The sequence below is a fragment of the Pseudomonas sp. 2957 genome, assembly GCF_031456345.1.
Classification (GTDB): Bacteria; Pseudomonadota; Gammaproteobacteria; order Pseudomonadales; family Pseudomonadaceae; genus Aquipseudomonas; species Aquipseudomonas siliginis.
This window is the reverse complement of sequence record NZ_JAVDUL010000003.1, coordinates 381,082-395,901: the sequence shown is the minus strand read 5'-3', so window position 1 is coordinate 395,901 and position 14,820 is coordinate 381,082. Positions and strand designations below refer to the sequence as shown.

At 61.2% G+C, this 14,820-nt stretch carries 12 protein-coding genes and 1 riboswitch; of the genes, 11 read left to right on the top strand and 1 reads right to left on the bottom strand.

Features of this window, described 5'->3' with window-relative positions; all coding sequences use genetic code 11:
• Positions 1–192 precede the first annotated feature (192 nt).
• The 7 genes from J2Y39_RS12290 (at position 193) to astE (ending at position 8,100) form a co-directional block, all read left to right on the top strand.
• The gene (locus J2Y39_RS12290) at positions 193–1,413 is read left to right on the top strand and encodes an aspartate aminotransferase family protein (RefSeq protein WP_016773586.1); all 1,221 of its coding nucleotides are present in this window, start codon (positions 193–195) and stop codon (positions 1,411–1,413) included.
• A gap of 246 nt (positions 1,414–1,659) precedes the next feature.
• Positions 1,660–2,679, top strand: coding sequence for an arginine/ornithine succinyltransferase subunit alpha (gene aruF / locus J2Y39_RS12285; protein WP_024014015.1), 1,020 nt, complete (start codon positions 1,660–1,662; stop codon positions 2,677–2,679).
• 51 nt (positions 2,680–2,730) lie between these two features.
• Entirely contained in the window at positions 2,731–3,756 is a 1,026-nt protein-coding gene (gene astA, locus J2Y39_RS12280) for an arginine N-succinyltransferase (protein ID WP_024014014.1), read from the top strand.
• Positions 3,753–5,222 (top strand): succinylglutamate-semialdehyde dehydrogenase, encoded by a 1,470-nt coding sequence (gene astD / locus J2Y39_RS12275; protein ID WP_310218411.1) that lies wholly within the window; start codon positions 3,753–3,755, stop codon positions 5,220–5,222. Before astA ends, astD begins: the two co-directional genes overlap by 4 nt.
• A gap of 163 nt (positions 5,223–5,385) precedes the next feature.
• Positions 5,386–6,732, top strand: coding sequence for an N-succinylarginine dihydrolase (astB, locus tag J2Y39_RS12270; protein WP_095181525.1), 1,347 nt, complete (start codon positions 5,386–5,388; stop codon positions 6,730–6,732).
• A 57-nt stretch (positions 6,733–6,789) separates the two neighbouring features.
• Entirely contained in the window at positions 6,790–7,080 is a 291-nt protein-coding gene (locus tag J2Y39_RS12265) for a hypothetical protein (RefSeq protein WP_016773591.1), read from the top strand.
• Between the two features lie 12 nt (positions 7,081–7,092).
• Positions 7,093–8,100, top strand: a complete 1,008-nt coding sequence (astE, locus tag J2Y39_RS12260; protein ID WP_310217819.1) for a succinylglutamate desuccinylase — start codon at positions 7,093–7,095, stop codon at positions 8,098–8,100.
• Between the two features lie 156 nt (positions 8,101–8,256).
• Here the strand turns inward: astE and J2Y39_RS12255 are convergent, their stop codons facing one another.
• Entirely contained in the window at positions 8,257–8,766 is a 510-nt protein-coding gene (locus tag J2Y39_RS12255) for a 6,7-dimethyl-8-ribityllumazine synthase (protein WP_024014011.1), read from the bottom strand.
• 103 nt (positions 8,767–8,869) lie between these two features.
• Positions 8,870–9,041, bottom strand: a riboswitch (FMN riboswitch).
• Positions 9,042–9,316: 275 nt separating this feature from the next.
• Here J2Y39_RS12255 and ltaE point away from each other — a divergent pair.
• The 4 genes from ltaE (at position 9,317) to csrA (ending at position 14,791) form a co-directional block, all read left to right on the top strand.
• Positions 9,317–10,321 (top strand): low-specificity L-threonine aldolase, encoded by a 1,005-nt coding sequence (ltaE, locus tag J2Y39_RS12250; protein ID WP_310217814.1) that lies wholly within the window; start codon positions 9,317–9,319, stop codon positions 10,319–10,321.
• 146 nt (positions 10,322–10,467) lie between these two features.
• Positions 10,468–13,083, top strand: coding sequence for an alanine--tRNA ligase (gene alaS / locus J2Y39_RS12245; protein ID WP_056788068.1), 2,616 nt, complete (start codon positions 10,468–10,470; stop codon positions 13,081–13,083).
• Between the two features lie 90 nt (positions 13,084–13,173).
• Positions 13,174–14,415 carry an aspartate kinase gene (locus J2Y39_RS12240; protein WP_016773595.1) on the top strand — a complete coding sequence of 414 codons (1,242 nt, stop codon included), beginning with the start codon at positions 13,174–13,176 and terminating at the stop codon, positions 14,413–14,415.
• 187 nt (positions 14,416–14,602) lie between these two features.
• Complete coding sequence (gene csrA / locus J2Y39_RS12235) at positions 14,603–14,791, top strand: carbon storage regulator CsrA (RefSeq protein WP_002554426.1); 189 nt, start codon at positions 14,603–14,605, stop codon at positions 14,789–14,791.
• Positions 14,792–14,820 lie beyond the last annotated feature (29 nt).

The following is a 14,820-nucleotide window of genomic DNA, read 5'->3' as shown; positions in this document are numbered from 1 at the left end:
GCCGCAAATCGGCCGCGCCCGGTAAACTGCGCCTTTGCGACGCTATATGTCGCATTGCCGTAAACCCGGGAAAATCCGGGGTTTGCGCTATAAGAAGTTGTCGCTTGGCGACAAGGCCGGGCACCCAACTGTCCTTACAATCCCCTCATCGCTCGCCAGTTCCAGGCGGGTGTTCCTCTTCAGGAGACTCCGATGTCCGTTGAGCACGCTGCGGTACAACGCGCCGATTTCGACCAGGTAATGGTTCCCAACTACGCGCCTGCCGCTTTCATTCCGGTGCGTGGCGCCGGTTCCCGGGTCTGGGATCAGGCCGGCCGCGAGCTGATCGACTTCGCCGGCGGGATTGCCGTCAACGTATTGGGCCATGCGCATCCGGCGCTGGTCGGCGCGTTGACCGAACAGGCGAACAAGCTGTGGCACGTGTCCAACGTGTTTACCAACGAACCGGCCCTGCGTCTGGCGCACAAGCTGATCGACGCCACGTTCGCCGAGCGCGTGTTCTTCTGCAACTCCGGCGCCGAAGCCAACGAGGCCGCATTCAAGCTGGCCCGTCGCGTCGCATTCGACCGTTTCGGCACCGAGAAATACGAAATCATCGCCGCGCTGAACAGCTTCCACGGCCGTACCCTGTTCACCGTCAACGTCGGTGGCCAGTCGAAGTACTCCGACGGTTTCGGCCCGAAAATCACTGGCATCACCCACGTTCCCTACAACGATCTGGCCGCGCTGAAAGCCGCGGTGTCCGAGAAGACCTGCGCGGTCGTGCTGGAACCGATCCAGGGCGAGGGCGGCGTACTGCCGGCCGAACTGGCTTACCTGCAAGGCGCCCGCGAACTGTGCGACGCGAACAACGCGCTGCTGGTGTTCGACGAAGTGCAGACCGGCATGGGCCGCAGCGGCAAGCTGTTCGCCTACCAGCATTACGGCGTGACCCCGGACATCCTCACCAGCGCCAAGAGCCTGGGCGGTGGTTTCCCGATCGCGGCAATGATGACCACTGAAGCGCTGGCCAAACATCTGGTCGTCGGCACCCACGGCACCACCTACGGCGGCAACCCGCTGGCCTGCGCCGTCGCCGAAGCGGTGATCGACGTGGTCAACACCCCTGAGGTGCTGAACGGCGTGAACGCCAAGCACGACAAGTTCAAGACCCGCCTGCAACAGATCGGCGAGAAATACGGCCTGTTCACTCAGGTGCGTGGTCTCGGTCTGCTGATCGGTTGCGTGCTGAGCGAAGCGTGGAAAGGCAAGGCCAAGGACATCTTCAACGCCGCCGAACAGGAAGGCCTGATGATTCTCCAGGCTGGCCCCGACGTGATCCGTTTCGCCCCGAGCCTGGTGGTGGAAGACGCCGATATCGACGCCGGTCTCGACCGCTTCGAACGTGCTGCGGCGAAGTTGACGCAAGCCTGATGGACCTTTCGGCGCCTGGAGTTTTTCCGGCGCCGAACCAATTTTTGATACCGGGCACATTCACCTGTTGGATTGAACCTGTGGTGAGGGGATTTGTCCCCGATGGGCTGCGCAGCGGCCCCAGATTTTTGGGGGTGCTTCGCCCCCCAGCGGGGATAAATCCCCTCGCCACAAGTCCCATTCCTGCATCGATCTTTATGTGGGCCCGGTTTTTTCTGTGAATATTGAAGAGAAAGGAGTGACACCATGCTGGTGATGCGCCCCGCGCAAATGGCTGATCTGGGCGAGGTACAGCGTCTGGCTGCGGACAGCCCGATTGGTGTCACTTCCTTGCCGGATGACGTGGAACGTCTGAGCGACAAGATCGCCGCGAGCGAAGCTTCGTTCGCCGCCGAAGTGAGCTTCAACGGTGAAGAGAGTTACTTCTTTGTCCTCGAAGACTCGAGCACCGGCAAACTGGTCGGCTGCTCGGCCATTGTCGCTTCCGCCGGTTATTCGGAGCCGTTCTACAGCTTCCGTAACGAGACCTTCGTCCACGCCTCCCGCGAGCTGAAGATCCACAACAAGATCCACGTGCTCTCGCAGTGCCACGACCTGACCGGCAACAGCTTGCTGACCAGTTTCTATGTGCAGCGCGAGCTGGTCGGATCGCCGTGGGCCGAGCTCAATTCCCGTGGCCGTCTGCTGTTCGTCGCCAGCCACCCGGAGCGTTTTGCCGACTCGGTGGTGACCGAGATCGTCGGTTACAGCGACGAGAATGGCGACTCGCCGTTCTGGGATGCGATCGGACGTAATTTCTTCGACCTCAACTACGCCGAGGCCGAGCGCCTGTGCGGGCTGAAAAGCCGCACCTTCCTCGCCGAGCTGATGCCGCATTACCCGATCTACGTGCCGCTGCTGCCGGATTCCGCCCAAGAGGCGATGGGCCAGGTGCACCCGCGTGCGCAGATCACTTTCGACATCCTGATGCGCGAAGGCTTCGAAACCGATCACTACATCGACATCTTCGACGGCGGCCCGACCCTGCATGCGCGGGTTTCCGGGATCCGTTCGATCGCCCAGAGCCGCGTGGTGCCGGTGAAAATCGGCGAGCCGGTCAAAGGTGCCGGGCGCCAGTACCTGGTGGCCAACGCGCAGTTGCAGGATTACCGCGCGGTGTTGCTTGAGCTGGATTACGCGCCGGGCAAACCGGTGACGCTGGATATGGAAGCGGCCGAAGCCCTGGGCGTCGGTGAAGGTGCCAGCGTGCGCCTGGTGGCGGTTTAACGCCTTAGCGAGTTTCACGGGTGGCGCGAGCGGCCCGTTTGAGGAGATAGCATGATTGTTCGTCCCGTACGCAGCAGCGATTTATCCGCGCTGATCGACCTGGCCCGCAGCACCGGCACCGGCCTGACTACCTTGCCGGCCAACGAAGAGCGCCTGACCCACCGGGTCGGCTGGGCCGAGAAGACCTTTCGCGGCGAAGCCGGGCGTGGCGATGCCGACTATCTGTTCGTGCTCGAAGACGATGACGGCCGCGTGGTGGGGATTTCCGCCATCGCCGGTGCGGTTGGTCTGCGCGAGCCCTGGTACAACTTCCGCGTCGGTCTGACGGTCAGCGCTTCGCAAGAGCTGAACATTTACCGCGAAATCCCGACGCTGTTTCTGGCCAACGACCTGACCGGCAATTCCGAGCTGTGCTCGCTGTTCCTGCACGCTGATTACCGCAACGGCCTCAACGGCCGGATGCTGTCCAAGGCGCGGATGCTGTTCATCGCTGAGTTCCCGGAGCTGTTCGGTAACAAGATCATCGCCGAAATGCGTGGCGTGTCCGATGACGCCGGGCGCTCGCCGTTCTGGGAAAGCCTCGGCCGCCATTTCTTCAAGATGGAATTCAGCCAGGCCGATTACCTGACCGGCGTCGGCAACAAGGCGTTCATCGCCGAACTGATGCCGAAATTCCCGCTGTACACCTGCTTCCTTTCGCCGGACGCGCGCAACGTCATCGGCCAGGTGCACCCGGACACCGAGCCGGCGCTGGCCATGCTCAAGAGCGAAGGCTTCAGCTACCAGGGTTACGTCGACATCTTCGACGCCGGCCCGGCCATCGAATGCGAAACCAGCAAGATCCGCGCGGTGCGTGACAGCGAAGCGCTGGTGCTGGCCGTCGGCACGCCGGGCGATGACGCCACGCCGTTCATCATCCACAACCGCAAGCGCGAGGATTGCCGCATCACGGCTGCACCAGCGCGACTGGCTGCGGGCACCCTGGTGGTCGATCCGCAAACCGCGAAACGTCTTCAACTCAGCGCCGGCGATCAGGTTCGCGCCGTGGCGTTGTCCGCTGCACGGGAGTCGAAATAATGAATTCGCTATACATCGCAGGTGAGTGGCTAGCCGGTCAGGGCGAGGCCTTTCAATCGCTGAACCCGGTGACCCAGCAAGTGCTGTGGGCTGGCGAGGGCGCCACTGCTGCGCAGGTCGAATCGGCGGTTCAGGCTGCTCGCCAGGCATTTCCTCAGTGGGCACGTCGCACCCTCGAGGAGCGCATCAGCGTCCTCGAAGCTTTCGCCGCTGCGTTGAAAAACCACGCTGACGAACTGGCTCGCACCATCGGCGAAGAAACCGGCAAACCGCTGTGGGAAGCTGCGACCGAAGTCACCAGCATGGTCAACAAGATCGCGATTTCGGTGCAGAGCTACCGCGAGCGCACCGGCGAGAAGAGCGGCCCATTGGGCGACGCCACCGCCGTATTGCGCCACAAGCCCCACGGCGTGGTTGCGGTGTTTGGTCCTTACAACTTCCCCGGTCACTTGCCTAACGGTCATATCGTCCCGGCGCTGCTGGCCGGTAACAGCGTGCTGTTCAAGCCCAGCGAACTGACACCGAAAGTCGCCGAGCTGACGGTGAAGTGCTGGATCGAAGCCGGCCTGCCGGCAGGCGTGTTGAACCTGCTGCAAGGCGCGCGGGAAACCGGTATCGCTCTGGCGGCGAATCCGGGCATCGACGGTCTGTTCTTCACCGGTTCGAGCCGCACCGGCAATCATCTGCACCAGCAATTCGCCGGGCGTCCGGACAAGATTCTTGCGCTGGAGATGGGCGGTAACAACCCGCTGGTGGTCGATCAGGTCGCTGATCTGGACGCGGCGGTGTACACCATCATTCAGTCGGCATTCATTTCCGCCGGCCAGCGCTGCACCTGCGCCCGGCGTCTGCTGGTGCCGCAAGGCGCGTGGGGCGACAGCCTGCTCAAGCGTCTGGTTGAAGTCAGTTCGACCATTGAAGTCGGTGCCTTCGATCAGCAACCGGCGCCGTTCATGGGCTCGGTGATTTCCCTCGGCGCGGCGAAAGCGCTGATGGATGCGCAAGAGCAATTGCTGGCCAACGGCGCGGTGGCGCTGCTGGAAATGACTCAGCCACAGGCGCAGTCGGCCTTGCTGACTCCGGGCATTGTCGATGTGACGGCCGTGGCTGAGCGTCCGGACGAAGAACTGTTCGGGCCGCTGCTGCAAGTGATCCGCTATACCGATTTCGGCGCGGCGATCACTGAAGCCAACAACACTGCTTATGGGCTGGCCGCCGGCTTGCTCTCCGATTCCGAAGCGCGTTACCAGCAGTTCTGGCTGGAAAGCCGCGCCGGCATCGTCAACTGGAACAAACAGCTGACCGGCGCCGCGAGCAGCGCGCCGTTCGGCGGTGTCGGCGCCTCGGGCAACCACCGCGCCAGCGCCTATTACGCAGCGGATTATTGCGCGTACCCGGTGGCGTCGCTGGAAACCCCGAGCCTGGTGTTGCCATCGGCTCTGACGCCTGGCGTGAAAATGGCGTAGCGCCCATTCGCGAGCAGGCTCGCTCCCACAGGTTCAGTGGTGTTCACACATTTTGTGTCCAACCTAAATCCTGTGGGAGCGAGCCTGCTCGCGAAGGCCGCGCCTCGGTCGCAAAGAATAGTTACTGAAGCCTATAACAACAGATTCTCGTGGAGCCTCGCTGATGAAATCCTATGAAGTCAATTTTGACGGTCTAGTGGGGCCGACCCATAACTACGGTGGTCTGTCCTACGGCAACGTCGCCTCGCAGAGCAACAGTCAGCAATCCTCGAACCCGAAGGAAGCGGCGCTGCAAGGTCTGGCAAAAATGAAAGCGCTGATGGACATGGGCTTTCAGCAAGGCGTGCTGGCTCCGCAGGAACGTCCCGACGTGGCCGCGCTGCGTCGTCTGGGCTTCAGCGGCACTGACGCGCAGGTGATCGAGCGCGCCGCCAAGGAAGCGATGCCGCTGCTGGTCGCCAGTTGCTCGGCGTCGAGCATGTGGGTGGCCAACGCCGCCACGGTCAGCCCAAGTGCCGACACCGCTGACGGCCGTGTGCACTTCACCGCCGCCAATCTCAATTGCAAATATCACCGCAGCATCGAACACCCGACCACCAGTCGCGTGCTCGGCGCGATGTTCGCCAATCAACAGCACTTCGCCCATCACGCCGCATTGCCGGCGGTGGCGCAGTTCGGCGACGAAGGCGCGGCCAACCACACGCGTTTCTGCCGTGAGTACGGCGAGGCGGGCGTCGAGTTTTTCGTGTTCGGCCGCAGTGCGTTCGACAACCGTTTCCCGGCGCCGCAGAAATACCCTGCACGCCAGACCCTCGAAGCCTCGCAAGCCGTCGCGCGTCTGCACGGTCTGCGTGACGAAGGCGTGGTCTACGCGCAACAGAATCCCAACGTCATCGATCAGGGCGTGTTCCACAACGACGTGATCGCTGTGGGCAACGGTGAAGTGCTGTTCTATCACGAGGACGCGTTCCTCGAGACCGACAAGATGCTCGCCGAACTGCAAGGCAAACTGGCCAAGGTCGGTGGTAACTTCCAGTCCGTTTGCGTGCCGCGTTCGGCAGTCACCGTGGATGACGCGGTGCGTTCCTACCTGTTCAACAGCCAGTTGCTCTCGCGTCCTGACGGTTCGATGCTGCTGATCGTGCCGCAGGAATGCCAGGCCAACGAACGCGTCTGGGCTTATCTGCAAAGCCTGACCAGCTCCGGCGGAATGATCCGCGAAGTTAAAGTCTTCGATCTCAAGCAAAGCATGCAGAACGGCGGTGGCCCGGCGTGCCTGCGTCTGCGCGTGGCGCTGAATGAAACCGAACTGGCGGCGGTCAACCCAGGCGTTATCATGACGGCCCCGTTGTACGGTTCGTTGACCGCATGGGTTGAAAAGCACTACCGCGACCGCCTGAGCGAAACCGATCTGGCGGACCCGCAATTGTTGCTTGAATGCCGGACGGCACTGGATGAACTGACGCAAATCCTTAAACTGGGCGCGGTTTATCCCTTCCAGATCAATTGATCGCCAGCGCGCTGCCTGAACGTGGCGCGCGGCGTGTCACCCCAAGAGAGTAAAAACATGAGCGATTCCCTGCAGCTGATCCTTGAAGACACCGACGGCACGCAATTGCAAACCTCGTGCACCCGCGTTGCGGTCATGTGGCAAGGCAAAGAGCTGTGGATCCAGCAGGACGGCCGTGGCCAGCTGCTGATCGGCGTGGACGTCGAGGAAGGTGACGAAGAGTACGCCAACCTGCTGCTGCGCCCATTGGCGACTAATCTGGTAAGTCTGCAACTGGAAATGGAACCGGCTGACCTCGGCGCTGACGAGGATCACGTACACGGCCCGGATTGCAACCACGACCACTAAGGAAACCGCTCTATGCTCGCCCTCGGCAAACTGCTTGAACTGACCCTCGCCGGCCGCGAACCGGCGGAGAAGACTCAACTGACTGTCGAAGGCGTGCGCATGCGCTGGTTGAGCGAAGGGGCGCTGGAAGTGCGGCCCCCGGAAGCGCGCGACAATGGCCTGGACCTGCTGCTGTCGGCAGGCATCCATGGCAATGAAACGGCACCGATCGAGTTGCTCGATCGGCTGCTGCACGACATCGCGCGCGGCGATCTGAAGCCGCGCGCACGCATTCTGTTCCTGTTCGGCAACCCGGAAGCGATTCGCAAGGGTGAGCGTTTCGTCGAGCAGGACGTCAATCGACTGTTCAACGGTCGCCACGAACAAAGCAGCGGCTCGGAAGCGTTGCGCGCCTGTGAGCTGGAACGGCTGGCGGCGAGTTTCTTCAGCAAACCCGAGCGCGAGCGTCTGCACTACGACCTGCACACGGCGATTCGCGGTTCGAAGATCGAACAGTTCGCCTTGTACCCGTGGAAGGAAGGGCGCCAGCATTCCCGTCGCGAACTGGCGCGCCTGCGCTCGGCCGGCATGGAGGCGGTACTGCTGCAGAACAAACCGTCGATCGTGTTCAGTTCGTACACCTACGACAAACTCGACGCCGAGGCTTTTACTCTGGAACTGGGCAAGGCGCGGCCGTTCGGGCAGAACGACGGCGTTAACGTTTCGCTGCTGGAAACCCGCCTGAAGCAGATCATCGAAGGCGCTGAGCCGGAGACAGAAGAAGGGCTGGATGGCTTGCAGCTGTTCAGCGTGGCGCGGGAAATCATCAAGCACAGCGATGCGTTCCGCCTGAATCTGCCGGCGGATATCGAGAACTTTTCCGAGCTGGAGCCGGGTTATGTGTTGGCCGAGGATCTGGCCAATACCCGCTGGGTGATCGAAGAGCAGGGCGCGCGGATCATCTTCCCCAACCCCAAGGTCAAGAACGGCCTGCGCGCCGGCATTCTGATCGTCCCGACCACCGACGAAAACCTCGCCTGACGTTCCGATTAACGCGAAGCACTGTGGGAGCGAGCCTGCTCGCGAATGCTGACTGTCTGCCAACTTCTTTGGTGGCTGACACGGCGCCTTCGCGAGCAGGCTCGCTCCCACATTTGAATTCGGGTGGGGCTTAAGTCCCCACCCGGCCTGGTGCAGTCAGACCGCTACAGCGCGCGGCTCCGTGCGACGCAACGCGCGAATCTTCTGCAACGTATCCGCGCAAGTCCGCGCCGCTTCCTGACCCTTGTGCACAAAGTGCTCGAAGAAGAACTTCTGATGCTCTTCGCCCGAATGGAAGTGATGCGGGGTCAGCGACACCGAGAACACCGGCACTTCGGTTTCCAACTGCACCTGCATCAGGCCGCTGACCACCGATTGCGCGACGAATTCGTGGCGATAAATGCCGCCGTCCACCACCAAAGCGGCGGCGACAATACCAGCGTAACGGCCGGACTTGGCCAGCAGCTTGGCGTGCAGCGGCATTTCAAAGGCGCCGCCGACTTCAAAAAAGTCGATGTCCGCTTCCTGATAACCCTGCACCAGCATTTCAGCGACGAAGCCTTTACGGCTCTGGTCGACGATTTCCTTGTGCCAGCAGGCCTGGATGAACGCGACGCGCTCGCCCTGGGGGTGTTTGCTTTTGCTGTCGATAGCGGTGGGTTGCATGTTCTGACTCCTGTTTGTGTGAAAAACAGGGCGTTATGAATCGAAAGGGATGCAAGGGTGCGAACGCAGGCACGGATGCACGCGGACGGCCCTTTGGCGTCGATCCCGTTCTCTCTTCATCCGGACTATGACCGTCGGCCCCGGAATCACACCGGGTCTGCTGACCTTGCCGACGCACCCGACTCAAGTCGTGTGCAGCGCCAAGCGCTCGCGGGCTATGCGCATTGCGCGCAATTACCGCCGGTGGGGAATTGCACCCCGCCCTGAGAACGTTTCGCCGCCCATAGGCGGGCGGCGGCAAGTTTGTAACACATATTTCCCGGCCATGCACATGACACTGCGGGAGCGAGCCCGCTCGCGAAAGCGGCTTCACATTCAACGAAGATGCTGACTGTTACTCCGCTTTCGCGAGCAGGCTCGCTGCCACATGGGCTTTGTCTTCTCGAGGAAGAATGGGATTTTTCCTCGTTCTAGGGTTGATTAATCTGTGCGATGACCGCAGTAATCCCACTTCACAAAGGGATTTCCCATCTGACCAGAGGCCAGGTTCATGAGCGTTATCGATCTTCGCAGCGACACCGTCACCCAACCGACTCCCGCCATGCTCGACGCGATGACCGCAGCGGACACCGGCGACGATGTGTACGGCGAAGATCCGACGGTCAATCGCCTCGAGGCCGAACTGGCCAAACGCTTGGGTTTTGCCGCCGCGCTATTCGTGCCGACCGGGACCATGAGCAACCTGCTCGGCCTGATGGCGCACTGCGAGCGTGGCGACGAATACATCGTCGGTCAGCAGGCGCACACCTACAAGTACGAAGGTGGCGGGGCGGCGGTGCTCGGCTCGATTCAGCCGCAGCCGCTGGAGGTGCAGGCCGACGGTTCGCTGGATCTGGATCAGGTTGCGGCCGCGATCAAACCGGACGATTTCCATTTCGCCCGCACGCGTTTGCTGGCGCTGGAAAACACCATGCAGGGTAAAGTGCTGCCGTTGGAATATCTGGCGCGCGCCCGACGCTTTACGCAGGAGCATGGCCTGCAATTGCACCTCGACGGCGCGCGGCTGTACAACGCGGTGGTCAAGCTCGGGGTTGATGCGCGGGAAATCACTCAGTACTTTGATTCGGTATCGGTGTGCCTGTCCAAAGGTCTTGGCGCGCCGGTGGGTTCGGTGTTGTGCGGTTCGGCCGAGTTGATCGGCAAGGCTCGGCGTTTGCGCAAAATGGTCGGTGGCGGCATGCGTCAGGCCGGGTTGCTCGCGGCGGCTGGCTTGTACGCGCTGGATCATCACGTCGAACGGCTCGCGGATGACCATGCCAACGCGCAGTTGCTCGCCGAGGGGCTGCGTGAAGCCGGTTTCGTCGTCGAGCCCGTGCAAACCAACATGGTTTATGTGCAAATGGGCGACAAGGCCGCAGCACTCAAGGACTTTGCCGGCGAACGCGGGATCAGGCTCAGCGCCGCTGCGCGCTTGCGCATGGTCACGCACATGGACGTCAGCCGCGCGCAAATCGAGCAAGTGATCGCGACATTCGTCGAGTTTTCACGCAAGTGACAGCGTCAGCCGTCCAATTGACCGTTTCTATCGTATAAACACGCTGTACCCCGCGCGCAGGGCCGATATAATGCGGCCCTTTGCCGTCGCTTCGTCTCATGACGTTTCGAACAGGCCTTTGGCCGCAGCCTCCGTGGAAGAACCTAATGAAAAGCGCAGAAATCCGTGAAGCCTTCCTTCGCTTCTTCGAAGAGCAAGGCCACACCCGTGTAGCCTCCAGCTCTTTGATTCCGGGCAACGACCCAACCCTGCTGTTCACCAACGCGGGGATGAACCAGTTCAAGGACTGCTTCCTGGGCCAGGAAAAACGTGCGTACACCCGTGCCACCAGCAGCCAGAAATGCGTGCGCGCCGGCGGCAAGAACAGTGACCTGGAAAACGTCGGTTATACCGCGCGTCACCACACGTTCTTCGAAATGCTCGGCAACTTCAGCTTCGGCGACTACTTCAAGCACGACGCGATCACCTTCGCCTGGACCTTCCTCACCGGCGTGCTCAAGCTGCCGAAGGAAAAGCTCTGGGTCACCGTCTACGCCACCGACGACGAAGCGTATGACATCTGGACACAGAAAATCGGTGTGCCAGCCGAGCGCATGATCCGCATCGGCGACAACAAGGGTGCGCCGTACGCTTCCGATAACTTCTGGACCATGGGCGATACCGGCCCGTGCGGCCCGTGCACCGAGATTTTCTACGATCACGGCGAGCACATCTGGGGCGGCCCGCCGGGCTCGCCGGAAGAAGATGGCGACCGCTACATCGAGATCTGGAACAACGTGTTCATGCAGTTCAACCGCACCGCCGATGGCGTATTGCATCCGCTGCCAGCGCCGTCGGTGGACACCGGCATGGGCCTGGAGCGGATCAGTGCGGTGATGCAGCACGTCAACTCCAACTACGACATCGACCTGTTCAAGAACCTGCTCAAGGCTTCGGCTGAAGCGATCGGCTGCGAAAACGGCGATCAGTCGTCGCTCAAAGTCGTTTCCGACCACATCCGTTCCTGCGGTTTCCTGATCGCCGACGGCGTGCTGCCGTCCAACGAAGGTCGCGGTTATGTGCTGCGCCGGATCATCCGTCGGGCCTGCCGTCACGGTAACAAGCTGGGCGCCACCGGCAGCTTCTTCTACAAAATTGTTGCCGCACTGGTTGCCGAAATGGGCGAGGCCTTCCCGGAACTGAAGAAGCAACAGAGCAACATCGAGCGCGTGCTCAAGGCTGAAGAAGAGCAATTCTCCAAGACCCTGGAACACGGCCTGAAAATCCTCGAGCAGGATCTGGCCGAACTCAAAGGCACCGTGGTGCCGGGCGACGTGGTGTTCAAACTCTACGACACCTACGGCTTCCCGATGGACCTGACCGCCGACATCGCCCGCGAACGCGGCTTGACCGTTGACGAAGCCGGCTTCGAGCGCGAGATGGAAGCGCAGCGTGTTCGCGCGCGTTCGGCCAGCTCGTTCGGTCTGGACTACAACACCCTGGTCAAGGTCGACGTGGCCACCGAGTTCACCGGTTACGCCGCCACCAGCGGCTCGGCGAAAATCGTTGCCATCTATAAGGATGGTCAGTCGGTCGACGTGCTGAGCGAAGGTCAGGAAGGCGTGATCGTGCTCAACCAGACGCCGTTCTACGCCGAATCCGGTGGCCAGATCGGCGACTGCGGTTTCATTCAGGCCGGCAGCAGCCGCTTCGACGTGCGCGATACCACCAAGACCGGCGGCGCATTCCTGCACCACGGTGTGCTGGCCTCGGGCAGCCTGACCATCGGCGCGCCGGTGGAAACCCACGTCGACGCCGAAGTGCGTCACGCCACCGCGCTGAACCACTCGGCTACGCACTTGCTGCACGCCGCGCTGCGTCAGGTGCTCGGTGAGCACGTACAGCAGAAAGGTTCGCTGGTCGACAGTCAGCGTCTGCGTTTCGACTTCAGCCACTTTGAAGCAATCAAACCAGAGCAGATCAAGCAGCTGGAAGACATCGTCAACGCCGAGATTCGCAAGAACTCCGCCGTTGAAACCGAAGAAACCGACATCGAAACCGCGAAGAACAAAGGCGCCATGGCGCTGTTCGGCGAGAAGTATGGCGACAGCGTGCGCGTGCTGAGCATGGGCGACTTCTCGGTCGAACTGTGCGGCGGTATCCACGCCAACCGTACCGGCGACATCGGCCTGCTGAAAATCATCAGCGAAGGCGGTGTGGCATCGGGCGTGCGTCGTATCGAGGCAGTCACTGGCGCTGCGGCGCTGGCCTACTTGAACGCGGCGGAAGAACAACTCAAGGAAGCGGCCAGCCTGGTCAAGGGCAGCCGCGACAACCTGATCGACAAGCTCTCGGCGGTACTGGAGCGCAACCGTCTGCTGGAGAAACAACTCGAGCAGTTGCAGGCCAAGGCAGCCAGCGCGGCGGGCGACGATCTGTCGGCCTCGGCGGTGGACGTCAAGGATGTGAAGGTTTTGGCCGCCCGTCTGGACGGTCAGGATGGCAAGGCGCTGCTGGCGCTGGTCGATCAGCTGAAAAACAAACTCGGCCGCGCAGTGATCCTGCTCGGCGGTGTCCATGAGGAAAAGGTCGTACTGGTTGCAGGCGTAACCAAGGACCTGACTGGCCAACTCAAAGCCGGTGATTTGATGAAACAGGCTGCTGCGGCAGTGGGCGGGAAGGGCGGTGGTCGTCCGGACATGGCGCAGGGCGGTGGTGTCGATGCCGCTGCGCTGGATGGCGCACTGGCGCTGACCGTTCCATTCGTCGAGCAGGCTTTATAAGACGGCTCGCCAGGCCCGCAGTCTAGTGGCGGGCCTGGCGACTGTTCGAAAGATTATTGGGCGCCCTTCATGGGCAGAGGCGGCTTTGAAATGGCTTTGATCGTACAGAAATTTGGAGGCACCTCGGTCGGCACTGTCGAGAGAATCGAGCAGGTCGCCGACAAGGTTAAGAAATTCCGCGATGCCGGCGATGACCTGGTGGTTGTGCTGTCTGCAATGAGCGGCGAAACCAACCGTCTGATCGATCTGGCCAAGCAAATCAGTGGCGAGGCGCAACCGGTTCCGCGCGAGCTGGACGTGATCGTCTCCACCGGTGAGCAGGTGACGATTGCCCTGTTGGCCATGGCGCTGATCAAGCGCGGTGTGCCGGCGGTGTCGTACACCGGTAATCAGGTACGGATCCTGACCGACAGTGCGCACAATAAAGCGCGTATCTTGCAGATTGATGACCAGAAGATTCGCGGTGATCTGAAGGCTGGTCGCGTGGTGGTTGTCGCCGGTTTCCAGGGTGTCGACGAGCACGGCAACATCACCACTCTCGGTCGCGGCGGTTCCGATACCACGGGCGTGGCACTGGCGGCGGCCTTGAAGGCGGATGAATGCCAGATCTACACCGACGTCGACGGTGTCTACACCACCGACCCGCGTGTGGTGCCGGTCGCTCAGCGTCTGGACAAGATCACCTTCGAAGAGATGCTGGAAATGGCCAGCCTCGGTTCCAAGGTCCTGCAGATCCGTGCGGTGGAATTCGCCGGCAAGTACAACGTTCCGCTGCGCGTACTGCACAGCTTCAAGGAGGGTCCGGGCACCCTCATTACTATTGATGAAGAGGAAACCATGGAACAGCCGATCATTTCCGGCATCGCTTTCAACCGCGATGAAGCCAAGCTGACCATCCGTGGCGTGCCAGACACCCCGGGCGTGGCGTTCAAGATTCTCGGCCCGATCAGTGCCGCGAACATCGAAGTCGACATGATCGTGCAGAACGTCGCGCACGATAACACCACCGACTTCACCTTCACCGTGCACCGCAACGACTACCAGGCTGCACAGACCGTGCTGGAAAACACCGCTCGCGAAATCGGTGCCCGTGAAGTGGTTGGCGACACCAAGATCGCCAAGGTCTCGATCGTCGGCGTCGGCATGCGTTCCCACGCAGGCGTGGCCAGCCGCATGTTCGAATCCCTGGCGAAAGAAAGCATCAACATCCAGATGATCTCGACTTCGGAAATCAAGGTTTCCGTGGTGATCGAAGAGAAGTACCTGGAACTGGCCGTGCGCGCGCTGCACACGGCTTTCGAACTGGATGCTCCGGCCCGTCAGGGCGAGTAATCCGATTCTGTGAAGGGCGCGGTCTGACCGCGCCCTTTATTTTTGAATGGCGCGAGCCCCGGAACTGTTCTTTTGCTCGCGCTGGTCAATACTCAGGCATGTAGGGCTACGATCGCTGCGGTTGTAGGTCGGGTGCCTTTTTTTTGCAGACTGTTGTCCCTGAAATGAATGGCGTAAGGAGAAAGGTATGCTGATTCTGACTCGTCGGTGCGCGGAAAGCCTGATTATCGGTGACGGCGAAATCACCGTGACCGTGCTCGGCGTCAAAGGAAACCAGGTGCGTATCGGCGTCAACGCTCCGAAAGAGGTTGCGGTGCACCGTGAGGAAATTTACCTGCGTATAAAGAAAGAGAAGGACGAAGAACCAAGCCATTAATTTTTATCGATTTTTATGTTTGCAAACGG